Consider the following 24,051-nt stretch of genomic DNA (forward strand, 5'->3'; position numbering starts at 1 on the left):
GTACTTTTAATCTTCTCCCGGAACGGGCTCTTCCTGACAATAAGCCCGTCCGGGAGCCTGTGCCGGCCTTCCGAGATCGGGTATCAGTTCGGCAAGTCCACAGTTTGCAAGGGTCTCTGCAGTGGGGAGTCCGGTCTCTTTGTCCCATCCATGGATCTCATAATAATGATCCATCATCTTTTCCCACTTTTCCCGGTCAAGAGCAAGTCCCTTTGCCGGTCCTGATCTCACCGGTTCTCTGAAAAGCCTTTCTCTCGGTCTGTCATCTTTCCTGGTATAGCCTGCGTGGCAGTAATTGAACATTTTTTCCAGATTTAAAATTGCCTGCATCCGAACCTTAAATTCCTCGGGTGTCAGTTCCACGCCTGCCGCCAGCCTCAGGAAATCGCTGAAGTCTTCCATATCCATCATCTGGATCTGCTGCCAGTCGCTGACCATCAGGCAAAGGCCGAGACATCCGCAGGCTCTGGAAATATCTTCGTAGTACATGACGATCTCCGGCTTTCCCTCATAAGCGACAGGATCATTAAAGGTATGTACTTTAAACTTCCGAAGCGCAGCTTCCTTCTCTGTCTCACTGAAAATTCCTGCCTCACAGACAGGTGAACCAAGAACATGGCTTCCTCCGCGGGTGGATGTCAGCGCTCCGAGACCGTAGCCAATCAGAGGACGCACAAGCTCAAACAGCTCATTTCCCTTCACATGTATACCGTAATAGGATGTTTTGCTGGAAAATACCGTGCTGGCTCTTGCCACGCCTTCCGCAAGGATGGATCCGACACCATCCCGGCCTGCGATCTTTTCGATCAGCTTTAGTGCAGCTTCCTGATTGCCGAAATGAAGCTCTAATCCATCAAGCTGATCTGATGTGATCAGACCCTTTTCATAACATTCCATAACCCATCCGAGGATTTCTGCAATCACATCCATATCCATGCCCAGATTGTTGCACAGCCATGTGGCCTGAATGCAGAAGCCGTAATCGGCGATATCCAGCTTTGTCCCAAAATTTAAGATGGAATTAAAGGGTGCCCCTTCCATTTCCAGACCCGCATAAGGTCCGTCCGGGATTCTGTGCCTGTTCTGGCACCCCACAAGGCAGCCGCGGCAGGAGGTCTGCCTCAACGTATATTTTCCGCAGATCATTGCAGGGTCATATGTATCCAGCATGTCCTCGGAAATATGAAGATTCTGACCATGGCGATAGCTGAACCCTCCGACCCTGTATTTGCTGGGTACACAGCAGAGGGTACCGTAGCTCATCAGATTTTTATATGCTTCATTTCCGTCAAATCGTCCGTATATCTCATCCACCTTTCGTTTAAAGCCCATGACATCGTCCACAGACACCGAGCCCTCCGAACCGTCCGCAACGACGGCCTTTAGGTTTTTGGAACCCATGACCGCGCCAAAACCGCATTTACCGATGATTCGGTACCTGTCGACAGTCACACAGGCAAAACGGACCACCTGTTCTCCTGCCGTTCCGATACACATGGTACTGATTTCTGTTCCATGCGTCTCCTCCAGCCAGTCCACAGCTTTATCCACGGTATATCCGGTGATGGCGTACGCGCTTTTGATTTCTGCATTTCCGTCTTTGATATATAAATATACCGGTTTTGCAGAGCGGCCTTCCACCACGATATATTCAAATCCGGCATAACGCAGATTGGCGCCGAACGAGCCGCCGGCATTTCCGGAAGCGATACCCATCGTTACAGGGGATTTTGTAACGGTCACGATACGGCCCGTTCCAGGACAGAAGGTTCCGCTTAAAGCTCCCGTACAAACGATAAGACGGTTGGCCGGGTCATAAGGCGTTACCCAGGGCTTCACCTCATCATACAGAATCTTTTCAGCCACGCCGAGACCGCCGATCCATTCCCGATACAGATCTGCGCTTTCTGTTGTTATGAGGCCGGTACTTAAATTTACTCTTAAGATCGTTCCCATCATACAGCTGATTCTCCCCTTCCCTGAGCGGCAATAAATATCCGGAGTGCATCCTTCGCGCGATAACAGTATTTTACACACTGAAAATTATTTTCTCCTTCACCTTCGCAAGTGTCACAGGTGAAGGGCTCCTTGAAACAGACACCTACGCCGTCTCCTGCAAATCCGATGGAGATACTGGAATATTTATAGCCGAATTTTCCTGTGTGATGCAGACTGCACGCCATTTCGCACGCTCTGCAGTTGACACACCCATCCAATTTTACCTTCTCAGGCATTTGATTCTCCTTTCCCTGCTCTCATCCATTCCGGAAGCTCGTCCTCTTTTCTTCCGCAATATCTGCAGGATTTATATCTGCAAAGTTCGCAAATCCCTCTGTTTCCTTCGATTGGCGGTTCTCCCTTTACTTCCTGTTCCAAAAATTCCACCATGACCGGAATCTGTTCTTTTGTTCCGTCGACCGCCAATACGACTGCCCCTTCATTTCCTCCGACGCCGCCGCTGGCAACTAATGCCGCCTCTGCGCCAAACAGAAGGCGTATCGCTTCAATTTCGGTGATCACTATAGTATTGGTCAGACAGAACATTCCTCCGTCCGCGCCCATGGAAATATCAATCTTACCGGCTCCTCCCAGCGCCTTCACAGCCGCCGGTACGGACGGCACCAGCTTCTCCAGCCCTACGGGAGTAATCATTGTGATTCCCTTGGAGGTCACAGGTCCTATGATTTTCGGAATCGTCCCACCGTCAAATCCGGTCATTATAATGCCGGCAAATCCATTGGAGTCCACTGCATTCGCCCCTTTGATCACGACCGTATCTTTATGATAGTCCGAAAGCGCTTCTGCAAAAGAGCGGCCGCTCTTCACTTCTCCTTTGTAAAGCACACTGGGAAACGGATGCCTTGTGGCGGGTCTCGTCACACAGAGCAGGCCGTCGGTGCAAAGGCCGACCGCGCTGTTCGAAGGTGAAATGCTCTTGTCCTGCAAAAGCTCCTGAGCAATCAATGCGTTCGTTGTTCCGTCCGAAAGCAGGATATAAGCATCTTTCCAGGCTTTTTTGACTTCCGGCATACTGACGACTGCCTTTGCGATCAGCCGTTTAGACTCGCTGGGCGTAAGGGTCACAACTGCTCTCATAGGTCTCCTCCCTTTGCCTGCCTAAAAACAGGTAAATGCTCCGTCAATGATGAAATCCGAACCTGTAGTGAAACTGCTGGTATCACCTGCCAGATATACGCAGATGGATTCCAGCTCTTCCGGCTTTCCCATCCGCCCGAGAGGAGCCATCTGATTCCATTGACCGATTAACGGGATCAGTGCAGGCGAATTCAAGGTCAGTTCTGTGCCGATATATCCAGGACTGATGGAATTTACCCGCACGCCTCTTTTTGCCCATTCAACGGCAAGAGATTTCGTCAGCTGGATCACAGCGGCTTTTGATGCATTGTAAGCGCACTGGGGCTGCGGCACGTTTACAATATGCGCCGACATGGAAGCCGTATTTATGATGGAGCCGCCGCCATGCTCCAGCATATATTTTCCTGCTGCGATATCCGTCAGGAATACGCCGTTCAAATTTACATTGATGACTTTATACCACTGTTCATATGTCATTTCCTCTGCCGGTGCATTGATACAGATGCCGGCATTGCTGTGACAGAAATGGAGGCCGCCGAGCTTTTCCACGACTTCTTCGATCATCGAGTCGACATCTTCTTTTATGGTACAATCGGTTTTTATGGCAATGACTTTTCTTCCTGTCTGCTCAGAAAGTTCCTTTGCCGTCTTTTTAGCTTCATCAAGGTCGATATCCGCGATCGCCACATCTGCGCCCGCCTCAGCAAAGGCTCTTGCTGTGCATTTTCCTATTCCTCTGGCGCCGCCTGTCACAAAACCCTTTTTTCCATCCAGTCTCATTTTTTCCAAAATCCCCATAGCTGCCTCCTTTTTTGCTCTTATTTATCAAAATTATAATCGCTCCGGACAATATTCGTCAAGCAATTATAATAAAGAATACGGTAAAAACAGGCAATAGACAAAAGGATAGAGTGACAGAGTCTGCTTTAAACTTTCCTTCTCCTAAATTTTTGGCAGACTTCCGTCTTTGTGCGCCGTTTTCCTGTGAAAATGTCGGTCAGAAGATTCTGTTATCTTCGTATTTTTTCGTTCTCCAATATCATAAAACAGGATTCAGTAAGGATGCTTTGATAAAAATAAGGAAGACGTACTTAAAAAAAGAAAGCCGGGGATTTTATTCCCTGGCTTTCTTTGTTGAACTATTTTGCAGGACGTATTCGGCAAACGCTTCTATGATCTCTCTGGGGTAAGGAGCCTTGAGACTGTACGGTTCACCCGGAGCGAGCTTTTTAAGAAATGGCTTATTGTCCCGTACGATGACATCACGGATGGTACGGATATCCCGTTCTACGTTTTGTATATTCTCCTTATACCGTATGGCGATGGGAAGATATACTTCTTTCCGGATATTGGACAATTTCGTTTCATCTTCTGACACCATTTTGACTGCGGCTACAAAATACTGGTATCCCCGATAGGAGCGGGATATCCCGGCAGACCGCATTAACTTGTAAATCTCTTTCATAGTCCAGCCTCCAACTTAACGTTGTAATATACAAAAATATTATACTGCCCATTCAACGCAGAGTCTACTGATATGACAAAGGTCGACATGTTAAGGTACACCTTTTTGGATAGTGATAAATATCATTGGATGAGTATAAGATATCTATTGAAAAATACATGGATGTTTTGTATATGCGTCTGCCTGCTTTGATATGACTTGGAACTCTTATTAAATTGGTTTAACTAAATTGAGATTAAATATTTGAATTATATAATTAATAATATTAATATATATATTGACATTTATAAGGCTATATATTATATTGATTATATCAAAACCAAAAAGGAAGGAAGGATGGTATGAAGAAAGTCATCAGCCGCTGTCCGGTATGCAGCAGCGAACTTACGGTGGTAAGGCTTAAGTGCGATTCCTGCGACACGGTGATCGAAAACAGTTTTCGGCTCAGTAAATTTGATTATTTTTCCGACGAGGAATTGTATTTTACTGAGACCTTTATCCGGTGCCGGGGAAATATCAAAGAGGTAGAGAAAGAGCTGGGGATATCTTATCCGACGGTCCGGTCAAAACTGGACGCTGTGATCAAGAAGCTTGGCTATGAGACAGGAGGAGAGGCGCAGGCGGCCAAGAAAGAGGAAATCCTGAAAGCCTTGGAAAACGGAGAGATAACGGCGGAGCAGGCCATCGCGCAGCTGAAATAATAGGAAAAAGGAGAATGATTATGGATGAGACATTGAGGATTTTGAAAATGATTGAAGAAGGAACGATAACAGCGGAACAGGGAGCAGAGCTTTTGTCTGCTATGAACGCAGATATGCCGCTGCAGCAGACTCAGATCATAAAGAGCGGCTATGACAAAAAAATGTTCCGGGTGATTGTAGACAGTACTTCTGGGGACAAAGTGAGGGTGCAGTTTCCGGTAGGCGCCGTCAAAAAGATCCTGAAAGTGACGGGGAAGCTCCCCATACCGGAAAAAGATCTGCAGGGTGTCGACCTGTCCAGTATGATGGACGCAATTTCGGAGTGTCTGGACGATGAGATCGAAGGTGATTTTGTCAACGTGGAAGCGGCAGACGGAACAACGGTGAGGGTATTTGTCGATAAGTAGGGGAAAATTATGAGAGTGAAGATCAGGACGAAGGATATGCGTTTTTTTCTGCCGGTGCCTGTTTCCATGATCGGGCTTGTCATAAGGATGATTCCCTCCAAAGTGTTTGAGGAAATGAGGATGAATACACCAGAGCCTTATGACAGCCTGCTCACAAAAGAGAATATCGTCATGATATCGCGGGAATGCCTGGACATCATGAAGGAGAACAAAAGGCTGGAGATCATCCATGTGGAGGCAGCAGACGGTACGTTTGTATCCATAAAATTATAGCTTTCTGGCTCTGTTGCGTTATAATAGGGATAAAGGGACGAAATGTGTTCCGGAAGTCTTATGATTATAGCGCAAGGAGACATCATATGAAAATTCTGGTTACTGGGGCTACCGGCCAATTGGGCCATGATATCATGAAGGAACTGAAAAGACAGAAGATTGAGGCAAAGGGAATAGGATCGGCGGACTGTGACATAACAGTTCTGGAAGAAGTTGAAGAGACGGTTCGGGCTGAGAAGCCGGACGCCATTATACATTGTGCCGGCTACACGGCAGTTGATAAAGCGGAAACGGAGACGGACAGGTGCAACACCATAAATGTGGATGGAACGAGGAATATTGTATCAGTCTGTAAAAAAGAGAATCTTAAGCTGTTATATGTAAGCACCGATTACGTTTTTAACGGAGGCGGTACTTCTCCCTGGAAAACAGATGATGAACGGTGCCCGGTCAGTGTCTATGGAAGAAGCAAATATCTGGGTGAGCTGGAAGTGGAGAAGGCTCTTTCCAGGTATTTTATCGTGAGGATATCCTGGATATACGGTATAAACGGGAGGAATTTCATCAAAGCAATATTAAAGCTGGCGGAAACAAATTCTGAGATCAGGGTTGTCTCGGATCAGATAGGAACGCCCACATATACAGTGGATATAGCCAAGAGCATGGCTGAAATCATACAGACGGAAAAGTATGGAACGTATCATGTGGCGAATGAAGGATATTGCTCCTGGTATGAATTTGCGTGTGAAGTGTTTAAACAGCTGGAAAAGAAAATAAAGGTCATCCCTGTCACCAGTGAAGAATATGGAGCAAAGGCAAAAAGACCTTTAAACAGCAGGCTGGATAAAAGCAAACTGTCAGAAAACGGTTTTGAGAGGCTGCCCAGCTGGGAAGATGCACTTAAGAGATTCTTGAAGGAATACGAAGAGGCTTGATAAAGGGAGAACGCATATGGTTGAGATAAAGAAGGAAATTTGTATCGGCTGCGGGGCATGTGTCAGGGATTGTCCGGGAAGCGCGCTGAGGCTGACGGACGAAAGAGCGGAGGTCATCCGGCCCTGTATCCAGTGCGGTCATTGCGTGGCCATTTGTCCGGTGAATGCGGTGGCGATACCTGAGTACGATATGGCAGAAGTAGAAGCGTATGAAAGAGGTACTTTTGCCGTAGATCCTGTGCAGTACCTTCACGCAGTGAAATTCCGGAGGAGCATCCGGAATTATAAAGACATTCCGCTGGAAAAGGACAAGGTTCAGAGAATCCTGGATGCCGGACGCTATACGGCTACGGCGAAGAACCAGCAGGCCTGCCGTTTTGTGTTCGTTCAGGACCGTCTGCCGGAGTTTAAAGAGCTTGTGTGGAAGGAAATGCCGGATGTCATTGGGAAACTCAAAGAAACTGCTCCCGATTATGCCCGGGCGTTTGAGCTGTTCTGCAGGAAGTACCAAAGGAATCCAGCTGAGGATACCTTCTTTTTTAATGCAACCTCTTTTCTTGCCATTGCTTCCCCCAATCCTCTGGACGGCGGATTGGCTGCCGCGAATATTGAAAACATGGCTGCTGCGGAAGGGGCAGGGGCGCTGTACAGTGGCTATATGATGCGCGTGCTGGAAGAGGGAGAAGCTTTAAAGGCCTGGCTCGGCATTGAAGGAATGACAGTGGCCTGCTGTATGCTGCTTGGATATCCCGATGTCCGGTACAGGAGGACCGCTCCGAGAAGAAAAGCAGATATTCTCTGGAAATAGATGTAATGGCGTATACTAAAGACATGCTAAAATGAAAGGTAAAAAAGTATGGAAGAGCAGGCGGGAAAACACATAAGGCGCCCTAGGTATCGAGGGACCCATCCCAGAACCTATAAAGAGAAATATAAAGAGCTTCAGCCGGAAAAATACGCAGATACAGTAGCGAAGGTGATTCAAAAAGGAAGTACGCCGGCCGGCATGCACATTTCCATATGCGTTAAGGAGATATTGGAATTCCTGCAGATCAGGCCGGGACAGACCGGACTGGACGCTACGCTGGGGTACGGAGGACATGCACAGGAGATGTTAAAATGCCTGGAGAAGGAAGGTCATCTGTTTGCTCTGGATATAGATAAGGGCGAATCGGAAAAGACCAGGAAACGTCTGGAACGCCTGGGCTACGGACCAGATATCCTGACCATTCGGAATATGAATTTTGCCAGGCTGGATGAAATTGCCGCTGAGTCGGGGCCTTTTGATTTTATATTGGCCGATCTGGGAGTTTCTTCCATGCAGATAGACAACCCGGACAGAGGGTTTTCTTATAAATATGAAGGCCCGCTGGATTTGAGATTGAATCCGGAAAAGGGCGTTACTGCCGCGGAGAGACTGAGGAAGATTTCCCAAGAGGAACTGGAAGGCATGCTGATTGAAAATGCGGACGAGCCCTACGCGGAGGAAATAGCGAAAGCGGTTTGGGGAAAGAGAAGGAATGGATTGGAAATTTCCACGACCACGGAGCTTCGCCAGATCATTGAAGAGACGCTGGCATTCATACCAGCGGATAAAAGAAAGGAAGCCGTAAAAAAATCCTGCCAGAGGACCTTTCAGGCCCTTCGGATCGACGTGAACCATGAATATGAAGTGCTGTATGAATTTCTGGAAAAGCTGCCGGATGCGCTGGCGCCAGGCGGACGAGCCGCTATATTGACCTTTCATTCAGGAGAGGACCGTCTTGTGAAAAAATCCTTTAAAGCTTTTCAGAAGAAGGGGATTTACTGTGAAGTCTCCGATGAAGTCATCCGGCCGTCGGCGGAGGAATGCCTTAGAAACAGCAGGGCTCATTCAACGAAAATGAGATGGGCGGTTAAGGCATGAACAAAAACTGCTTGACAGGCTAACGAATACTAGCTATACTTCAATCAAAGCGGCTAGTGAATACTAGCTAAACGGCTTTGACGGAGGAGACTGACATGCAGGAATTCAGATTAGAACGATATTTGACCAGTGGAGTGGAGCGCCTGGTAAAAGAGATCACAGAAGCGTCTGACCGTTTTTCCCCGGAGCGGATTTTTATGGTGAAATATGCCTTAGCCGTGAAAAAAGCGGGAAAACGCAGGGAAAAGGCGGAGAAGATGGGAGAGCATATCCCTCCTTTTTTGATCGCCAGTATTACAGAAAGGTGTAATCTTCACTGCAGGGGGTGCTATGCAAGGGCCAATCACGCCTGCGGCGGGCAGGAAGACGGCGGAGAAATGCTGCGGGAGCTGACAAAAAAACAGTGGGGAAACATTTTCAGCCAGGCAGTGGACCTGGGTGTCAGCTTTATCCTTCTGGCAGGCGGAGAGCCTTTGGTGAGAAGGGATGTGCTGGAGGAAGCGGCCCGCCATGAGTCCATCATGTTTCCTGTGTTTACCAATGGGACGCTGCTGGATACGGAATGCGGGGAGGCCTTTGCGTCGGGAAAGAATCTGATTCCAATCCTCAGCATGGAGGGAGGACAGGAGACCACCGATCTCAGAAGAGGCACAGGGATTTATTCTCATTTGGTGCAGCTGATGGAGGGGCTAAAGGAGCAGAAAAAGATATTTGGGGTTTCTGTGACCGTTACCTGTCGTAATCTGGAAGAAGTGATGTCGAATGCTTTTATTCAAGACATAAAAGAAAGGGGATGCAGAGCGGTCATATTTGTGGAATACGTGCCTGTGGAAAAAGGGACGTCTGAGCTGGCGCCGGGAGAAGAGGAACGCTGCAGGATGGATGAGACGGTGCAGCGTCTTAGGAAGAAATATGAAGATATGATCTTTATATCTTTTCCCGGAGATGAGAAGGCATCAGGGGGCTGTCTGGCAGCCGGCCGAGGATTTTTTCATATCAATGCCAGAGGCGGTGCGGAACCATGCCCATTTGCTCCATATTCGGATACGGATCTGCTACATACCAGCCTGCGGGACGCACTTGGGTCGCCGCTGTTTCAGAGGCTGCGGACAGAAGGCATTCTGGAAAAAGACCACAAAGGCGGCTGCGTCCTGTTCGGACAGGAACAGAGCGTGAAAAATATATGGGAGAATAAGAGGAGATGACGACAAAGGAGCGTATAATAGAAGAAGCGCTGACCCTGTTTTCAGTCAAAGGCTATCATGGGACCAGTGTGAAAAACATAGCAGATGCTGTGGGGATAAAAGACAGCTCCCTGTATAAGCATTTTAAGAGCAAGAAGGAGATCTTTGACACCATTGTCCTCGAGATGTCGGACAGAATGGAGCTGATGTCAAAGGAATACGGATTGCCGGATGATGCAGAGCTTGAGCAGGGGGCGGCCATATACGCAGCTCTTACGATGGAATCCCTGCTTTCTCTGAGCCGCAAGATATTCCTGTTCTACCTGACGGACAGCTTTGCATCCAGATTCAGGAGGATGCTGACAGCAGAGCAGTACCGGGACCGGGAAATTTATCAAGTATACCGCCATACCTTTATGGATTCCGCGGTCGTGTATCAGACCGCGCTGTTTGGAGAAATGATACGTCAGGGGATCTTCCATGGGGAGGACCCGGAAGCGATGGCCGTGAACTTTTATGCGCCCATATTTTTTCTGCTGAATAAATATGACCAGGAGCCGGACAAAATAGAGGAATCTCTGATGGCGCTGGAACGGCAGGTGAAGGAGTTTGACAGGATATACCGAAAAGATCAGAGAAGAGGATGATATGATATGAGCATCACCTATTTAAAATCTTTCCAATTTCCCAATGAAAGCATGGAATGGGGGTTTTTCATGGGCATTAGGAGAACCTGTCACGATTCCTTTTATCCGTTTCAGGTTTTGTCACAGCGCGGCTTGGAAAAAATAGAATTTGAACCGGTCACGATCCTGTATGGAGGAAACGGTTCCGGAAAATCTACGGCTCTTAATATTATCGCGGACAAAGTGGGGGCAGTACGGGAAGCAGCTTATAATAAATCAAATTTTTATCCGGATTACATAAAATTATGTGAAATGGAACGGATCTCAGAACCGCCGGAAAACAGCAGGATAATTACCAGCGACGACGTGTTTGATTATATGCTGAATATCAGGAATCTGAATGAAGGGATTCACCAAAAGCGGGAGGACTTATTTAAAGAGTATCTGGAATCAAAATATGCGGATTTTCAGTTCCATTCACTGGAGGATTATGAAAAGCTGAGAAAAGTGAATCTGTCAAGGAGCAGATCTCAGTCGGTATTTGTCCGAAGACAGCTGATGGACAATGTCCGGGAATATTCCAATGGGGAAAGTGCCTTTCTGTATTTCACGGAGAAGATAGAGAAAGACGGACTTTATATTCTGGATGAGCCGGAAAACAGCCTTTCCCCAGAGAGGCAGATGGAGCTGATGGCATTTTTGGAGGACTCTGCGCGTTTTTTTCAGTGCCAGTTCATCTTGTCCACTCATTCTCCGTTTTTATTGTCCATGCGCGGGGCAAAAATATATGATCTGGATGAAAAACCAGTAAAAGTAAAGCGGTGGACAGAACTTAAGAATGTAATGGCTTATTATGAGTTTTTTGAAGCACACCGGAACGAGTTCAGGAAGGAAAGAAATATATGAAGCAGATAGAACCGGTCATGCCAGAGGAACTTGACGTCGTACTGGACGGCGCAGAATTTCTTTCAAAAGCGGGGACAGAGGAAGAACGGATTCAGGATAAAATGATCAGGGATGCGTCAGCAGACGGTGGAATGTTTCTTCATCTTCGGGTTTCTGCGGTGAAATTTGAGAACTGCCGTTTCTGGGAGAGCTCCTTTGAAAGGGGAGGATTCACGGACGTCATATTTCAGTCCTGCGATTTTTCTGGATGCGACTGGAGCGGAGGATATTTTGAACGTGTTCATTTCATTGCCTGCAAAGGAGTCGGTGCGAAATTTTCCAGTGTTACGATGAAAAATGTTACGGTAAAAGAGTGCAATATGGACTATGTGAATTTTGACGCGGCGCGGCTGGAAAAAATCGTGATCGAGGATACCAGGCTTAACAGCAGCAATTTGACGCAGTGTAAATGCAGACAAGTGACATGGAAACGGGCGGAGCTGGTCAACGCTAGTTTTTTCAAGACATCGTTGAGGGGAATGGATTTTACGGACAGTATCATAAACGGCCTCGTGCTGTCAGAAGATAATTCAGAGCTGCACGGAGCCATAGTGGATGTTTTCCAGGCTGCCGAGCTGGCAAAGCGAATGGGACTGATTATCAAATAAGTCTGTAAATACGGGCTGGCTTGACAGTCGAGCGGGGATTTCCTCCGGATTTGTTGACAATCCGACAAGGAATGAGTATAACTGCTTTAACACTTTGAGGAGGAACCGTTCATGGAAGAAAAAATAACATTTGGAAAATTTGTGATGAGGAAGCGGAAGGAAAAAAACCTGACGCAGAAGGAGCTGGCAGAAAGGCTGTTCGTGACAGAATCGGCTGTATCGAAATGGGAAAGGGGAATTTCCTATCCGGACATTTCCTTGGTATCTTCCTTATGCGAAGTTCTGGAGATCACGGAGCATGAACTGATCACATCCAGTGAAGATACCGGACGAAAGGAAATGGAACGCCAGGCAAAAAATTTCAGGAGACTGATAAAGACTTATTCTATTGTGTTTTATGTACTGTACGGGGCGGGCCTGATAAGCTGCTTTATTGTGAACCTTGCAGTGAACCACGCTCTGACCTGGTTTTTCATTGTACTGGCGGCAGAGCTTCTGGCATTTTCACTGACTGTTCTGCCGGTCCTTTTAAAAAAGCAGAACCGGGGTGTTCTGACTTTTGCGGCCTTTTTCCTGTCTCTGAACCTGCTGCTTTTAGTGTGCTGTATTTATACGGGAGGAAATTGGTTTGGAATCACCTTTATTTCTCTGCTTTTTGGCGCTGTGGTGGTATTCCTTCCGTTTTTCATCCGGGATCTCCCGCTTCCGGAAAAGGCCTATGGACATAAGGTGCTAATCTGCTTTGCTTTGGATACGCTCCTGCTGATCTTACTGGTCGCGTCGGCTCTTGCTTATACGGGAAGCCGCAGCCTGTTTTTCCAGGAAGGCCTGCCGGCTATATTCTTCGGCGTGGCTCCGTTTTGGATCATGATGCTTGTGATACGGTATACAAAGATTAACGGTTTGTTCAAAACATCGATCTGCTTGATTCTCATGGGGGTGTATGAATTCTTTCTCAACAGCGTCATGGAAGTGGTGCTTGATCATAAGGCGTTTTCCCTGCCGCCGATCAAGCTTTCCGATTGGAGCTTTGAGTATCAGAGCGGAAACATAAATCTTGTCATTATCCTGGCATTCTCCGGCATGGCAGTGGTGTTCGCCGTCGGAGGCATCGTTTTGAGTATACGAAAGCAGGAGAGAAAAGAGATTGGTTGAGAGTGCGTTACGCGGCGCTGAGATGATGAAAAAAGAGATAGGGCCTTTTGGCTCTATTTCTTTTTAATTCTATAATGCCACAAAACCGCCCTTATTGGAGATATGCCGCTTGAATGGAGATAAAAGGTGTAGTAAACTGAACAAAGGACAGATCTAGGAGCATAAAAAGGAGGGAGCCCAAGAGATGAGAATCGATCATATGGCGGTATACGTGAAAGACTTGGAAAAAATGAAGGAATTTTATCAGAAATATTTCGGCGGAGTGTCTGGTGAGCGGTACCATAATGAAAAAACTGGTCTGATGACCTATTTTTTATCCTGGGACGGGGAATCCAGACTGGAACTGATGACACGGCCTGGGCTGAAAGGAAAAGACACAGAACCATTGATATGCGGATATGCCCATCTGGCCTTTTGTGTGGAGAGCAGAAAACAGGTGGATGTACGGACTGCGGAGCTTGCAGAGGCAGGATATCATATTGTCAGCGGGCCAAGAGTGACCGGAGACGGATATTATGAAAGCTGTGTGCTGGATCCGGAGGGAAATCAGATAGAAATCGTGGGGTAAGACGGTTTTGTTTGAACAAGAAGCAGGACCTTTAGGAGCGGAGAGATGAAAGGAATAGAGGAAAAAAAAACGGACAGAGAGAAGAGCGCGCCTGAACAGGAAGCTGCCATGCGGGACAGGATAGAGACTCGCCTGGCAAAGCTTCCAGTCATGCAGTACGCGTTTATAGATATTCAGGATTTGGAATTTGAGGACAGAGTACGCTATATATGCGAAACAGAATGCCCTCAGTATGGAAGGTCCTGGGCCTGCCCGCCGGCGGTCGGGACAGTGGAGGAATGTAAAAGAAGATGCTTTCAATACCGTGAGGGATTTGTATTTACGACGCTGTCTGAAGTGCCGGATATCCAGGACATCGAACAGACACTGGCGGCGAGGGGAAGCCATGAGCAGATAACCAGGATGATCTGCGGATTTTTTAAGGACGAGGGAGAAGACGTCTTGGCTCTTTCCACGGAATCTTGTGCCATCTGCGAAACCTGTACGTATCCGAACGGCCCCTGCCGGCATCCGGAAAAGATGTTCCCCTGTGTGGAGAGCTATGGAATCCTGGTGACAGCGCTCGCAGAAAAATACGGGATAGAGTTTATGAACGGAGTAAATATAGTGACTTGGTTCAGCTTGATTCTTTTGAGATGAAAAAAATGTTACAAAAGTTAGAAACTTTGCTGTATTTATTACGAAGATAGTAAGATTGTAATAGGATTCTGTAAATTGTATTGCCTGATTGCATGGGATGTGCTAAATTGAAATCAATAGTGAAGGAGAACGGATATTATCTGATATCGCTGGATGGGGGTCCTGCGATTTAATGGAGAGGTGTTGTGGGGCAGATGAAATATGAGATTTGGATTCTGATCATTTCTTTTGCGCTTCTGGTACCGACCGTGCTGCTGATCTTTCAAAGGCGCATGTCTCCGGCTGTGGGAAAGGGCACGGGAACGGCAAATGAGGATGGAAACCGGATCTTCTGGCCGGATTTCATAAAGTACAATGGTTCCTATTACCTGTATGAAGAAAAAGAGTGCCGGAAGATGGACGTGGCGGAGGAACTGGGAGAGATACGGGAGAAATCCCCGCAGGGCAGGCGGGAAGCATGCAATTTTGAAGCGTCGAGGCTGGAGACAGGGACGGAGCTTTATCGGATCCGGGGAGTAATGGATGACAGCCAGCTGGCTGCTAAAAGAGAAGAGACCTATAAAGTATATGAAATGGTCTCTGATGAGGAGTTTTATAAGAATTTGTCTGAAAGTGAATAGCAGATACGCAGAGAAGACCTGCGGCCGATTGAGAGATCAGGGCCGTGGGTCTTTTCGTTTCATAGAAAAATACGTCCAAGGTACCTGTCCGAAGTTTGGAATATTCGATGGACAGGTTTCATAGATTAGGGTAAGAAGGCAGGTGACAGATATGGAAGGCGGAGAAGAAATACTTAAAGTAATGGCCGGAGGACTCAGACGGCTGCTGGAACAGGCGGCCCTGAAATTTGAGTATCTGCAGGAGCTGAGGCTGCGGGCAGGACTCCCGTTCTTCTGCCAGTACGACGGGAAAGAATATGGGTTCCTGGAAAGCGGGCGTATGGTTCCGGCGTCATCACTTCAGGCTGGACATGCAGGAGGTGGGTCCCCCCATATCGTGAGCAGGAAGGAAGTCAAAGAGACCCTTGAGTATTTAAGCAGTTATTCTCTTTATGCCTATGAAGAAGAGTTGCGGCAGGGATTTTTGACCATTCGCGGCGGCCACCGAATAGGACTGGCCGGGAAAGCGGTCCTGGAGAACGGAAATATCCGTACTGTCCGTCACATATCCTTTTTAAATATCCGGCTTGCCCATCAGATACCTGGCTGTGCCAGACGTCTGCTTCCTTATCTCTACGAAGAGGACAATGTCTGTAATACGCTTTTGATCTCTCCTCCTGGCTGCGGAAAGACCACTCTTTTACGGGATATGGTCCGTCTGATCTCCAACGGAGAAAACGGACATGCCGGAATGAGCATAGGGGTGGCTGATGAACGGTCGGAGCTTGCGGCCTGTTATCAGGGAGTTCCTCAGAACGATCTGGGAATCCGCACTGATGTGCTGGACAACTGTCCGAAAGCCCAGGGACTTATGATGCTGATACGTACCATGTCTCCGAGGGTTGTGGCGGCTGATGAGATTGGCGGATATGAGGATCTGGACGCGGTCCGGTATGCCGGAAACTGCGGCTGCAGCGTGCTCGCCACAGCTCATGGCGCAACTTTGGAGGAAATACGCGGAAAGCCTGCCTTTGCCAGGATTATGGAGGAAGGATTTTTTGACCGGTACATACTCCTGGGGAAGAAAAAGAAGAATACCGGATGGGAAGTAGGACATGTCCGGGCCGTATATGACAGGAACGGACAGCCTATGGAATATCCTGCGTGAAACTGAAAGGCAAGAATATGGAAGTGGGGAATTGAAATGACACTGAAAATCATTGGAGCCGTCTGTATCATTATCTCCTGTACGGCGATCGGGTTCAGCTTAAGCTACCGGGTGCACGGACGGTACCGGGAACTGACGGAACTGAAAAAGATCCTGTATCTTCTGAGCGGTGAGATCAAGTTCGGAAGCAGCACATTGGAAGAGGCGTTTCAGACTGTGGCAGAGAGAAGCGGGCCGCCCTATGAAGGTTTCTTTTCTTATCTGTCGGAAGAGATGCAGAAACGCAGCAGTGTGACTCTGGCGGAGATCTGGAAATCCGGTCTGGAGACGAAGCTGAAAGCGGCGCGCCTTACTAAGGGAGACAGAGAGATCCTTCTGCATGTGGGAAATGATATGGGCTGCCTGGATAAAGAGACACAGCTTAAAACATTGGCATTGGCAGGAGAACAGCTGGAGGACGTGCGGAAGAGCCTGTACATAGAACTGCCGAAAAAGATGAAGCTTTACAATTATCTCGGGATACTGGCGGGGGTATTCCTCACGATTCTGCTGATCTGACAGCCGGTATCGGGAATATAGGGAGGAAGACATGACAGTTAGTTTGATTTTTAAAATTGCCGCTGTGGGAGTCCTGGTTTCCGTCATCTGCCAGGTGCTGAAGCACAGCGGGAGAGAGGAACATGCCTTTCTCACCAGTCTGGCGGGGCTTCTTTTGGTATTATACTGGCTGGTCCCTTATATATATGATCTGTTTGAGTCCATCAAAGAGTTGTTTTCCTTATGAGCCTTTAGCGGCAGAAAAAGAAAGAGGGAATTGGATTGATAAAAATAGCAGTAGTAGGGGTAGCTGCCATCCTGATGGCCATGCAGCTTCGGGAGGTGAAGCCGCAGTTCGGTATGTATGTGGTATTCGGCGCCGGCATTCTCATCTTTTTTTATGCGTTTACCAAGCTGGAAGGAATCGTGGAGGCAATGGGGCAGCTGGGGAAATATGTGACCATTGAAGAAAAGTATCTGCAGATCCTGCTTAAAATGCTGGGAATCAGCTATGTTTCTGAGTTTGCAGCCTCTCTGTGCAAGGACAGCGGATATAATTCTGTGGCTGGTCAGATTGAACTGTTTGGAAAACTATCCATCCTGCTGATCAGCATGCCGGTGGTACTGTCCCTTCTTAAGACCCTGGGACAGCTGCTCACATGAGGCGGCGTAAAATGCTCAGCCGCATGGGCATCGTGTTTTTTCTGCTTTTTTGGCTCCTCTTTCCCATGAGTGTCCGGGCAGAGTCCCTGGAGGAGCAGGCTGACGACTACGATTACAGCGGCGCCCAGGAGGTGATGGATGATGCTCTGGAGGAATCGGCTCCGACTTTTTCCAGCATGGTGAACGCTCTTGTATCAGGAAAGATTGGAGAAACGGTCAAAAAGGTGCCGGTATATCTGAAGAACAGTCTGTTGTCGGAGATTTCTATAAACAGGAAAAGTCTGGGACATGTCCTTCTCATAGCAGCTTTTGGGACAATTTTTTCCGGTCTTGCTTCCTCTTTCCAGGACAAACAAGCGGGAGAGACTGGATTTTATGTGACATATCTGCTGCTCCTTTCTCTGCTCCTGACTGCATTTTTTGAAGCAGCCGAGGTGGCCAAGGATACAGTGACCCATGTGATGGAATTCATGGGAGCGCTGCTTCCGGCATTCACTTTGGCAGTAGCTGCTACCGGGAAGACCATGACTTCTGTCTTTTCCTATGAGTTTATCATGGGAGCAGTAAGCATCGTGGAATGGCTGTTTCAGGTACTGTTTCTTCCGGGAATCCAAATTTATGTGGTGCTGAGCCTGGTGAATCATATATCAAAAGAAGAGATCTTGACGAAGATGACAGAGCTTTTGGAGCTGGTTCTGAGCTGGGGGCTTAAGACTGTCATAGGGCTGGTGGTTGGATACGGGGCAATCCAGAGCATGGTTCTTCCGCTGGCCGATTCCATGAAGACAGGTGTGGTGACAAAGGCGCTCAGTGCGATTCCCGGCATTGGGGGAGGGGCCGGAGCGGCTGCAAGCCTCATCACCGGCACGGCCAGTCTGATAAAGAACGGGATAGGAGCGGCAGCTTTGATCGCTCTGCTGCTCATATGCTCGGTCCCGGTCCTTAAGCTGGCCGTCATCACAATACTCTACCACGGAGCGGCGGCGATGGTGCAGCCCGTGGCGGATGAACGGGTCACAGAATGTCTGTCGGGAGTGGCCTCCGGCACCCGTCTGCTTTTAAAGGTAACGACTGCCTCTGCCGGAATGTTTCTTCTGACGATAGGGATTTTATGCGCATTTACATCGGTGCAGATTTAAAATGAAAACAGGGAGGAGGGCGGCAGATGCTGGCGGGATTTTATCAGTGGGTGAAGAATATAGCGGCATATCTCATTTTTATGTCGCTGGTCTTAAAGCTCCTTCCGGAGGGAAAAAACGTCAAGTATATCAAATACTTCATGGGAATGGTACTGGTTCTCATCGTACTGGCTCCGGTGGGAAAGCTCTTCCGCCTGGAGGATGTATTCTCTCAGTTTGAGACAGAGCTTGAAAGCCAGGGAAGAGAGGAGGAATTCCGGGAGGAGCTGGAACTCAAAGGAGAAGAGTATTCTTCTTCGGTGATTTCCCAGTATGAGGAAGAGCTGGCTTACCAGGTATCGGAGTCTCTTGCGGCTGCCGGATGCGGAAATGCTGCTGTCAGGGTGAATCTGGATACCGTGAATGAGAGCGAAACGTTTGGTCAGGTGATTTCAATAGAAGTGGATTTTACCATGAGTGAACGTGCGTCAAAAGACTCAGGAGAGACCGGAAGTATCGATCCGGTCGTCATTGAGAAGAGGAAGGTAAAGATTCTGGATGAGGATGGCGGAGAAGAGGGGGATGAAGCCGGAGAAGGAGAAGAAATGGAGAAGGAACCGGGAGAAAATACCAGAAATTATAGGGAAGAAGCGGAAGATGAAACGATACGGAAACTGCTGTCGGAGAAATTTTCCGCGGCAGGGGACAGTATCCATATCCGGAGATGAGGATCAGGCCGCGGCGCGGGGATGCCAGAGGAAGGGAGTAGAGCTTTAATGAAAAAATGGAATTTTAATTTCCGGAAATTAAAACAGATCAAGACGGAAACCTGGATTCTGCTTCTTCTCGCAGGCGTTCTCCTGCTCGTGATCGCTCTCCCGACAAAAAAGAATAGGGAGAATACAGAAAAAAGCAGCGGACAACAGGAAGTCAGCAGTGAAAACGGAAGTGGGAGCGGAACGTCGGATGTCAGTGATTATGCAAAGAAAATGGAAAAAAGGGTGGCGGAGATTCTGTCCACCATAGACGGAGTGGGAAAGGCGGAGGTCATGGTGACCCTGGAATCGGGGGGCGAGACTGTTCTCCAGACAGACGCTTCCCTTGAACAGAGCAGTACAAAAGAGACGGACAGCGAGGGCGGTTCCCGATCTGTGGAGGAGAAGAACCAGTCCAGCCAGACGGTTCTGACTGGAAGTGAAGACAGTCCCTACGTGACAAAAGAGCTTTGTCCAAAGGTGACAGGAATCGTCATTACGGCGGAGGGCGGAGGCGAAGCTACCGTAAAAGCTGAAATCTCTGAGGCAATGGAAGCATTATTTGACCTTCCCGCACATAAAATTAAAGTATTAAAGAGAGTCAAAGAAGAATCTTAAAAAGGAGCGGTACTGTGAAACGAATTGTGAAAAAAAACCAGATTGTCCTGACCCTGCTGGCAGTGATGATTGCCGTGGCAGGCTACTTAAGCTATGCGGGGAAATTTAATTTCCTTGGCGGAGAGAAAAAGGCTCAGGCCGATGGAAATGCTGCAGAAGAGACTGTTGCCGCAGGACTTTTGGACATTTCCGATGAAGATGTCCTGGCAGAGAATCAGGCACTTTCCAAAGCGAACGGAGAAAGTCTGACGGATGTTTACACACCGGCAGAGGACGGTGACGAAACACAGGCAGCAGCAGCGACTGACGCTCAGAACGGAGAGTCTGTGGCGGCCGCAGAAGAGTCCTCGGCAGCCGGAGAGGCAGGGGCCGCTGTACCCGGAGAAGCCGTTCTTACGAACGGGGTCACGGTCAGCAATTATGTGTCACAGATGCAGCTGAACCGGGAGCAGGTACGCAGCAAGAATAAAGAGACCCTCATGGAGGTCATCAACAATGCGGCAATCGCAGATGACCAGAAGCAGGCGGCGGTGGATCAGATGATCGCCCTCACTGCGGTCGCGGAGAAAGAAAATGCGGCAGAGACTCTTCTAGGGGCCAAGGGTTTTACGGATTCTGTAGTCTGCATCAATGACGGGACCGTGGACGTGGTAGTCGGAAAAACTGAACTTACCGATGCGGAAAGAGCACAGATCGAGGATATTGTCAAGAGGAAGACCGAGGTAGACGCAGCGAACGTAGTCATCACCCTTATGGACCTGGACCAGTAAAGACTTTACATATTTGGTTGATAAATATTCATCTTTTTGGTATAATGAAAGACAAAGTATGAATTTTAGGTACAGGAGGTAGCGGCGGTGGAACATGAAAATAGAAATACTTATCCCCTGCGTCACGACAAAGAGACCGTTGGTGAAGTTCAGATCGCGGATGAGGTGGTGGCGATCATTGCCGGGCTGGCGGCTACGGAGATCGAGGGAGTCGCATCCATGGCGGGAAACATTACCAATGAGCTGGTCGGGAAGCTGGGGATGAAAAATCTCTCCAAGGGCGTGAAGGTAGATGTGCTGGATACTTCCGTGTCGGTGGATTTATCTCTCAATATGGAATACGGCTACAGTATCCCCGATGTATGCGCACAGGTTCAGGAGCGTGTGAAGTCGGCCATTGAGAATATGACAGGACTTTCGGTGATTGATGTGAATGTGAAGATCGCCGGTGTGAATATTGACAAGACCAGATAGGAAGAACTGAAAAGGGTGCCCATAAAAGCACCCTTTTTCCTTATGTCCGAAAGGACCATACGGTTTTTTTCACGGGCACGGCCTTTGGAAAGACCGAAATACTTTGGAGGATGCACATGAGCAGAAGAGAACTGAGGGAGCATGTGTTCCGCATGCTGTTCCGCAAAGAATTCTTTGAATCTGAGGCGGAATTTGGCGAGCAGGTGAAAAGATACCTGGAAGAGCTGGAGCCCCTGGAAGAAAAAGATGAAAGCTATATGTTCGGAAAAGTAGAGGATATCTACGGACACGTCAAAGAACTGGACGATCGGATAAATGAAGTGGCGAAGGGCTGGAAGACCAGACGTATGGGAAAGGTGGACCTGACGGTCCTGCGCCTGGCGCTTTACGAGATGCTGTATGAGGAAGCGGTGCCGGAGAAGGTAGCCATCAATGAAGCGGTGGAGATAGCCAGAAAATACGGCGGAGATGATTCTCCGTCTTTTGTCAATGGGATTTTAGCCAAGCTTGTTACGGAGAACTGAAAAGATGGGACGGAGCGTCTATACGGTGGGACAGGTAAACGCCTATATTAAAAATATGTTTACCCAGGATTATCTGCTGGGGGCCATATCCGTAAAAGGTGAGGTGTCCAATTGTAAATATCATTCTTCAGGCCATATTTACTTCACCCTGAAGGACAAGGGGGCGGTACTGCAGGCCGTGATGTTCGCCGGAAACCGGGGAGGACTTCCCTTTACCATGAAAGAGGGCCAGCGGGTCATCGTGTCGGGAGCCGTAAATGTTTTTGAAAGAGACGGGAAATATCAGCTTTACGCCAGGGAGATCACTCTGGACGGGATAGGGAGTCTCTATGAGCAGTTTGAAGCGCTGAAGCGGGAACTGGAAGAGAGAGGACTTTTTGCATCAGAATATAAGCAGACGATTCCCCGCTATATTAAGACTCTCGGGATCGTCACAGCCAGCACTGGTGCGGCAGTCCGTGATATCATAAATATTGCAGGAAGGAGAAATCCCCACGTCCGCCTGATACTGTATCCGGCAAAGGTACAGGGAGAAGGAGCCGCCGATACCATAGCGGCGGGAATCGAGGCCCTGGAACGGTTCGGTGTCGACTGTATGATCGTAGGCAGAGGCGGCGGTTCCATTGAAGACCTATGGGCTTTCAATGAAGAAAAGACAGCGCAGGCGATATTTGACTGTTCTGTGCCGGTGATATCCGCAGTCGGTCATGAGACGGATTTTACGATTGCTGATTTCGTGTCAGATCTGCGTGCGCCGACTCCTTCAGCCGCGGCTGAGCTGGCCGTTTATGACTATCGTCTTTTTTTGTCTCAGCTTGATGAAGCGAGACGGAGGATGTCAGAAGCTGTGATACGCCGGATGGATAGGCTGAAGCAGATGCTGAAAGCGAAAGAGCTCCGACTGGGCAGATTCCGTCCGGATCATCAGGTGGCGGAAAAAAGACAGCTGCTCGACCAGTATCAGGACAAACTCTCCTCAGTCATGAGGGACAAGCTCAAATCAGCAGATCATAAGCTGGCTGTTTATGCGGAGCGGCTGAAAGGCTGTTCTCCCCTTGACCGGATCACGAGAGGATATGCCTTTGTGACCAAAAAGGACGGAAGCCGTCTGCTGTCGGCATCTCAGGCGCTGCCAGGGGACAGGCTGTCCTTACAACTGTCCGATGGTGTCGTAGAGACTGAGGTCATCGGAGCGGACCCGGCAGATGAATAGAAAGGAACAGGACATGGCGGAAACTTTGAGTATAGAACAGACCTTTGAAAGACTGGATGATATAATCGGACGCCTGGAGGGAGAAGAACTTTCCATGGAGGAGTCCTTCGCGGCTTATGCGGAAGGCCTCGCCTTGGTAAAGAAATGCCGCGGAAGTATAGATGAAGTGGAGAAAAAAGTGCTGGTATTGGAAGAAAGTGGGGAACAGCATGAACTTTAAAGAGGAAATGAATAAAAAAGTGGAAGATATTGAACGGATGATCCGGGCGTACCTTCCGAAGGAAAAGGGGTTTCAGAAGACAATCCTGGAAGCGATGAATTACAGCGTGCTGGCGGGCGGCAAAAGACTTCGCCCGCTTCTTATGCAGGAGAGCTTCCGTCTGTTCGGCAGAAAGGGAGATGAGATCGCTCCATTCATGGCGGCCATTGAAATGATCCATACCTCTTCTCTCGTCCATGATGATCTTCCGGCCATGGATGCCGACGAATACCGCAGAGGCAGAAAGACCACCTGGGTCGTATACGGAGAAGATATGGCAATCCTGGCGGGGGACGCTCTGATGATCTATGCTTTTGAAACCGCATCAAAAGCCTTTGGGCAGACGGACCGGCCGGATCTGGCGGGAAGGTGTATCGGTATTCTGGCAGAAAAGACAGGGATATACGGCATGATCGGCGGCCAGACGGTGGATGTGGAGATGACAGGTGAGCCGGTTCCGGCAGACAAGCTGGATTTCATATACCGGCTGAAGACAGGGGCGCTTTTAGAAGCATCCATGATGATAGGGGCCGTTCTGGGCGGGGCCTCTTTAGAAGAAGTAAAACAGATAGAACAGGTGGCCTCTGATGTGGGTCTTGCGTTTCAGATTCAGGACGATATCCTGGATGTTATCAGTTCAAAGGAAGTCCTCGGTAAACCGGTGCTGAGTGATGAAAAGAACCATAAGACTACTTATGTGACCCTGGAAGGGCTTGATAAAGCCAGGGAACAGGTGGAATTTTATTCCAGGCGGGCGGTGGATACCTTAAATGGCCTGTCCAGAAAAAATGAATTTTTGAATCAGCTGATCCTTACGCTGATCACGAGAGAAAAATAAGAGGATG

Annotated in this window: 32 protein-coding genes; 27 read left to right on the plus strand and 5 right to left on the minus strand. The window is 48.5% G+C overall.

The genetic code is table 11. From position 1 onward, the window contains the following. Positions 1-6 precede the first annotated feature (6 nt). The 5 genes from LQE92_RS08115 to LQE92_RS08135 form a co-directional block, all read right to left on the minus strand. Positions 7-1,959, minus strand: a complete 1,953-nt coding sequence (locus LQE92_RS08115) for an aldehyde ferredoxin oxidoreductase family protein (protein WP_231062477.1) — start codon at positions 1,957-1,959, stop codon at positions 7-9. After that, a complete protein-coding gene (locus LQE92_RS08120) occupies positions 1,956-2,234 on the minus strand; it encodes a 4Fe-4S dicluster domain-containing protein (protein ID WP_231062478.1) in 279 nt (92 codons plus the stop codon). Before LQE92_RS08120 ends, LQE92_RS08115 begins: the two co-directional genes overlap by 4 nt. Beyond that, positions 2,227-3,096, minus strand: a complete 870-nt coding sequence (locus tag LQE92_RS08125; protein ID WP_231062479.1) for a sugar phosphate isomerase family — start codon at positions 3,094-3,096, stop codon at positions 2,227-2,229. The genes LQE92_RS08120 and LQE92_RS08125 overlap by 8 nt, the downstream gene beginning before the upstream one ends. A gap of 21 nt (positions 3,097-3,117) precedes the next feature. Beyond that, on the minus strand, positions 3,118-3,894 hold the full coding sequence (locus tag LQE92_RS08130; RefSeq protein WP_231062480.1) for an SDR family oxidoreductase: 777 nt from the start codon (positions 3,892-3,894) through the stop codon (positions 3,118-3,120). Between the two features lie 316 nt (positions 3,895-4,210). Then, positions 4,211-4,561, minus strand: coding sequence for a sporulation initiation factor Spo0A C-terminal domain-containing protein (locus LQE92_RS08135; RefSeq protein WP_231062481.1), 351 nt, complete (start codon positions 4,559-4,561; stop codon positions 4,211-4,213). A 341-nt stretch (positions 4,562-4,902) separates the two neighbouring features. Here LQE92_RS08135 and LQE92_RS08140 point away from each other — a divergent pair, with 341 nt between their 5' ends. The 27 genes from LQE92_RS08140 (at position 4,903) to LQE92_RS08270 (ending at position 24,044) form a co-directional block, all read left to right on the plus strand. Further along, positions 4,903-5,262, plus strand: coding sequence for a DUF2089 domain-containing protein (locus LQE92_RS08140; RefSeq protein ID WP_231062482.1), 360 nt, complete (start codon positions 4,903-4,905; stop codon positions 5,260-5,262). Positions 5,263-5,282: 20 nt separating this feature from the next. Then, positions 5,283-5,669 carry an SHOCT-like domain-containing protein gene (locus tag LQE92_RS08145; protein WP_231062483.1) on the plus strand — a complete coding sequence of 129 codons (387 nt, stop codon included), beginning with the start codon at positions 5,283-5,285 and terminating at the stop codon, positions 5,667-5,669. A gap of 9 nt (positions 5,670-5,678) precedes the next feature. Further along, positions 5,679-5,942 (plus strand): hypothetical protein, encoded by a 264-nt coding sequence (locus LQE92_RS08150; RefSeq protein ID WP_231062484.1) that lies wholly within the window; start codon positions 5,679-5,681, stop codon positions 5,940-5,942. 86 nt (positions 5,943-6,028) lie between these two features. Then, positions 6,029-6,877 (plus strand): dTDP-4-dehydrorhamnose reductase, encoded by an 849-nt coding sequence (rfbD, locus tag LQE92_RS08155; RefSeq protein WP_231062485.1) that lies wholly within the window; start codon positions 6,029-6,031, stop codon positions 6,875-6,877. 16 nt (positions 6,878-6,893) lie between these two features. Further along, positions 6,894-7,685, plus strand: a complete 792-nt coding sequence (locus tag LQE92_RS08160) for a nitroreductase family protein (protein WP_231062486.1) — start codon at positions 6,894-6,896, stop codon at positions 7,683-7,685. 48 nt (positions 7,686-7,733) lie between these two features. Next, the gene (rsmH, locus tag LQE92_RS08165; RefSeq protein ID WP_231062487.1) at positions 7,734-8,783 is read left to right on the plus strand and encodes a 16S rRNA (cytosine(1402)-N(4))-methyltransferase RsmH; all 1,050 of its coding nucleotides are present in this window, start codon (positions 7,734-7,736) and stop codon (positions 8,781-8,783) included. Between the two features lie 95 nt (positions 8,784-8,878). Continuing rightward, the gene (locus tag LQE92_RS08170) at positions 8,879-9,988 is read left to right on the plus strand and encodes a radical SAM/SPASM domain-containing protein (protein WP_231062488.1); all 1,110 of its coding nucleotides are present in this window, start codon (positions 8,879-8,881) and stop codon (positions 9,986-9,988) included. Then, positions 9,985-10,614 (plus strand): TetR/AcrR family transcriptional regulator, encoded by a 630-nt coding sequence (locus tag LQE92_RS08175; RefSeq protein ID WP_231062489.1) that lies wholly within the window; start codon positions 9,985-9,987, stop codon positions 10,612-10,614. The genes LQE92_RS08170 and LQE92_RS08175 overlap by 4 nt, the downstream gene beginning before the upstream one ends. A 6-nt stretch (positions 10,615-10,620) precedes the next feature. Further along, positions 10,621-11,499 carry an AAA family ATPase gene (locus LQE92_RS08180; protein ID WP_269141893.1) on the plus strand — a complete coding sequence of 293 codons (879 nt, stop codon included), beginning with the start codon at positions 10,621-10,623 and terminating at the stop codon, positions 11,497-11,499. Then, on the plus strand, positions 11,496-12,146 hold the full coding sequence (locus tag LQE92_RS08185) for a pentapeptide repeat-containing protein (RefSeq protein ID WP_231062490.1): 651 nt from the start codon (positions 11,496-11,498) through the stop codon (positions 12,144-12,146). Before LQE92_RS08180 ends, LQE92_RS08185 begins: the two co-directional genes overlap by 4 nt. Positions 12,147-12,257: 111 nt before the next feature. Continuing rightward, on the plus strand, positions 12,258-13,301 hold the full coding sequence (locus LQE92_RS08190; protein WP_231062491.1) for a helix-turn-helix domain-containing protein: 1,044 nt from the start codon (positions 12,258-12,260) through the stop codon (positions 13,299-13,301). 184 nt (positions 13,302-13,485) lie between these two features. Next, the gene (locus LQE92_RS08195) at positions 13,486-13,869 is read left to right on the plus strand and encodes a VOC family protein (protein WP_231062492.1); all 384 of its coding nucleotides are present in this window, start codon (positions 13,486-13,488) and stop codon (positions 13,867-13,869) included. Positions 13,870-13,914: 45 nt separating this feature from the next. After that, on the plus strand, positions 13,915-14,508 hold the full coding sequence (locus tag LQE92_RS08200; protein WP_231062493.1) for a DUF2284 domain-containing protein: 594 nt from the start codon (positions 13,915-13,917) through the stop codon (positions 14,506-14,508). 185 nt (positions 14,509-14,693) lie between these two features. Then, positions 14,694-15,128: a hypothetical protein gene (locus tag LQE92_RS08205; RefSeq protein WP_231062494.1), complete on the plus strand. Its 435-nt coding sequence runs from the start codon at positions 14,694-14,696 to the stop codon at positions 15,126-15,128. 151 nt (positions 15,129-15,279) lie between these two features. Beyond that, entirely contained in the window at positions 15,280-16,275 is a 996-nt protein-coding gene (spoIIIAA, locus tag LQE92_RS08210) for a stage III sporulation protein AA (RefSeq protein WP_231062495.1), read from the plus strand. 36 nt (positions 16,276-16,311) lie between these two features. Next, entirely contained in the window at positions 16,312-16,833 is a 522-nt protein-coding gene (locus LQE92_RS08215) for a stage III sporulation protein AB (RefSeq protein WP_231062496.1), read from the plus strand. Between the two features lie 31 nt (positions 16,834-16,864). Next, positions 16,865-17,059: a stage III sporulation protein AC gene (gene spoIIIAC, locus LQE92_RS08220; protein ID WP_147596493.1), complete on the plus strand. Its 195-nt coding sequence runs from the start codon at positions 16,865-16,867 to the stop codon at positions 17,057-17,059. A 35-nt stretch (positions 17,060-17,094) separates the two neighbouring features. After that, positions 17,095-17,475: a stage III sporulation protein AD gene (gene spoIIIAD / locus LQE92_RS08225; RefSeq protein ID WP_231062497.1), complete on the plus strand. Its 381-nt coding sequence runs from the start codon at positions 17,095-17,097 to the stop codon at positions 17,473-17,475. Further along, positions 17,472-18,614: a stage III sporulation protein AE gene (locus LQE92_RS08230; RefSeq protein WP_231062498.1), complete on the plus strand. Its 1,143-nt coding sequence runs from the start codon at positions 17,472-17,474 to the stop codon at positions 18,612-18,614. The genes spoIIIAD and LQE92_RS08230 overlap by 4 nt, the downstream gene beginning before the upstream one ends. Positions 18,615-18,640: 26 nt before the next feature. Beyond that, entirely contained in the window at positions 18,641-19,321 is a 681-nt protein-coding gene (locus LQE92_RS08235; protein WP_231062499.1) for a stage III sporulation protein AF, read from the plus strand. A gap of 48 nt (positions 19,322-19,369) precedes the next feature. Then, complete coding sequence (locus LQE92_RS08240) at positions 19,370-19,966, plus strand: stage III sporulation protein AG (protein WP_231062500.1); 597 nt, start codon at positions 19,370-19,372, stop codon at positions 19,964-19,966. A 14-nt stretch (positions 19,967-19,980) separates the two neighbouring features. Then, positions 19,981-20,736 (plus strand): SpoIIIAH-like family protein, encoded by a 756-nt coding sequence (locus LQE92_RS08245; RefSeq protein ID WP_231062501.1) that lies wholly within the window; start codon positions 19,981-19,983, stop codon positions 20,734-20,736. A gap of 87 nt (positions 20,737-20,823) precedes the next feature. Then, positions 20,824-21,210: an Asp23/Gls24 family envelope stress response protein gene (locus tag LQE92_RS08250; protein WP_231062502.1), complete on the plus strand. Its 387-nt coding sequence runs from the start codon at positions 20,824-20,826 to the stop codon at positions 21,208-21,210. 116 nt (positions 21,211-21,326) lie between these two features. Next, positions 21,327-21,734 carry a transcription antitermination factor NusB gene (gene nusB / locus LQE92_RS08255; protein ID WP_231062503.1) on the plus strand — a complete coding sequence of 136 codons (408 nt, stop codon included), beginning with the start codon at positions 21,327-21,329 and terminating at the stop codon, positions 21,732-21,734. 4 nt (positions 21,735-21,738) lie between these two features. Beyond that, the gene (gene xseA, locus LQE92_RS08260; RefSeq protein ID WP_231062504.1) at positions 21,739-22,947 is read left to right on the plus strand and encodes an exodeoxyribonuclease VII large subunit; all 1,209 of its coding nucleotides are present in this window, start codon (positions 21,739-21,741) and stop codon (positions 22,945-22,947) included. Next, positions 22,940-23,167 (plus strand): exodeoxyribonuclease VII small subunit, encoded by a 228-nt coding sequence (gene xseB / locus LQE92_RS08265; RefSeq protein WP_231062505.1) that lies wholly within the window; start codon positions 22,940-22,942, stop codon positions 23,165-23,167. Before xseA ends, xseB begins: the two co-directional genes overlap by 8 nt. Continuing rightward, the gene (locus LQE92_RS08270) at positions 23,157-24,044 is read left to right on the plus strand and encodes a polyprenyl synthetase family protein (protein WP_231062506.1); all 888 of its coding nucleotides are present in this window, start codon (positions 23,157-23,159) and stop codon (positions 24,042-24,044) included. Before xseB ends, LQE92_RS08270 begins: the two co-directional genes overlap by 11 nt. Positions 24,045-24,051 lie beyond the last annotated feature (7 nt).

The organism is Lientehia hominis, from assembly GCF_021044755.1.
In the GTDB taxonomy this organism is placed as follows: domain Bacteria; phylum Bacillota; class Clostridia; order Lachnospirales; family Lachnospiraceae; genus Lientehia; species Lientehia hominis.

Bases quoted from the DNA above. Each gene is read 5' to 3' on its own strand.
- LQE92_RS08195 (WP_231062492.1), top strand. From the start codon at position 13,486: ATGAGAATCGATCATATGGCGGTATACGTGAAAGACTTGGAAAAAATG.
- LQE92_RS08145 (WP_231062483.1), top strand. From the start codon at position 5,283: ATGGATGAGACATTGAGGATTTTGAAAATGATTGAAGAAGGAACGATA.
- LQE92_RS08130 (WP_231062480.1), bottom strand. From the start codon at position 3,894: ATGGGGATTTTGGAAAAAATGAGACTGGATGGAAAAAAGGGTTTTGTG.
- rsmH (WP_231062487.1), top strand. From the start codon at position 7,734: ATGGAAGAGCAGGCGGGAAAACACATAAGGCGCCCTAGGTATCGAGGG.
- LQE92_RS08230 (WP_231062498.1), top strand. From the start codon at position 17,472: ATGAGGCGGCGTAAAATGCTCAGCCGCATGGGCATCGTGTTTTTTCTG.
- LQE92_RS08125 (WP_231062479.1), bottom strand. From the start codon at position 3,096: ATGAGAGCAGTTGTGACCCTTACGCCCAGCGAGTCTAAACGGCTGATC.
- LQE92_RS08175 (WP_231062489.1), top strand. From the start codon at position 9,985: ATGACGACAAAGGAGCGTATAATAGAAGAAGCGCTGACCCTGTTTTCA.
- spoIIIAC (WP_147596493.1), top strand. From the start codon at position 16,865: ATGACAGTTAGTTTGATTTTTAAAATTGCCGCTGTGGGAGTCCTGGTT.
- nusB (WP_231062503.1), top strand. From the start codon at position 21,327: ATGAGCAGAAGAGAACTGAGGGAGCATGTGTTCCGCATGCTGTTCCGC.
- LQE92_RS08160 (WP_231062486.1), top strand. From the start codon at position 6,894: ATGGTTGAGATAAAGAAGGAAATTTGTATCGGCTGCGGGGCATGTGTC.
- LQE92_RS08190 (WP_231062491.1), top strand. From the start codon at position 12,258: ATGGAAGAAAAAATAACATTTGGAAAATTTGTGATGAGGAAGCGGAAG.
- LQE92_RS08200 (WP_231062493.1), top strand. From the start codon at position 13,915: ATGAAAGGAATAGAGGAAAAAAAAACGGACAGAGAGAAGAGCGCGCCT.
- LQE92_RS08180 (WP_269141893.1), top strand. From the start codon at position 10,621: ATGAGCATCACCTATTTAAAATCTTTCCAATTTCCCAATGAAAGCATG.
- xseB (WP_231062505.1), top strand. From the start codon at position 22,940: ATGAATAGAAAGGAACAGGACATGGCGGAAACTTTGAGTATAGAACAG.
- LQE92_RS08185 (WP_231062490.1), top strand. From the start codon at position 11,496: ATGAAGCAGATAGAACCGGTCATGCCAGAGGAACTTGACGTCGTACTG.
- LQE92_RS08120 (WP_231062478.1), bottom strand. From the start codon at position 2,234: ATGCCTGAGAAGGTAAAATTGGATGGGTGTGTCAACTGCAGAGCGTGC.
- LQE92_RS08150 (WP_231062484.1), top strand. From the start codon at position 5,679: ATGAGAGTGAAGATCAGGACGAAGGATATGCGTTTTTTTCTGCCGGTG.
- LQE92_RS08135 (WP_231062481.1), bottom strand. From the start codon at position 4,561: ATGAAAGAGATTTACAAGTTAATGCGGTCTGCCGGGATATCCCGCTCC.
- LQE92_RS08170 (WP_231062488.1), top strand. From the start codon at position 8,879: ATGCAGGAATTCAGATTAGAACGATATTTGACCAGTGGAGTGGAGCGC.
- LQE92_RS08270 (WP_231062506.1), top strand. From the start codon at position 23,157: ATGAACTTTAAAGAGGAAATGAATAAAAAAGTGGAAGATATTGAACGG.
- LQE92_RS08115 (WP_231062477.1), bottom strand. From the start codon at position 1,959: ATGATGGGAACGATCTTAAGAGTAAATTTAAGTACCGGCCTCATAACA.
- xseA (WP_231062504.1), top strand. From the start codon at position 21,739: ATGGGACGGAGCGTCTATACGGTGGGACAGGTAAACGCCTATATTAAA.
- LQE92_RS08215 (WP_231062496.1), top strand. From the start codon at position 16,312: ATGACACTGAAAATCATTGGAGCCGTCTGTATCATTATCTCCTGTACG.
- LQE92_RS08235 (WP_231062499.1), top strand. From the start codon at position 18,641: ATGCTGGCGGGATTTTATCAGTGGGTGAAGAATATAGCGGCATATCTC.
- LQE92_RS08140 (WP_231062482.1), top strand. From the start codon at position 4,903: ATGAAGAAAGTCATCAGCCGCTGTCCGGTATGCAGCAGCGAACTTACG.
- LQE92_RS08240 (WP_231062500.1), top strand. From the start codon at position 19,370: ATGAAAAAATGGAATTTTAATTTCCGGAAATTAAAACAGATCAAGACG.
- rfbD (WP_231062485.1), top strand. From the start codon at position 6,029: ATGAAAATTCTGGTTACTGGGGCTACCGGCCAATTGGGCCATGATATC.
- spoIIIAA (WP_231062495.1), top strand. From the start codon at position 15,280: ATGGAAGGCGGAGAAGAAATACTTAAAGTAATGGCCGGAGGACTCAGA.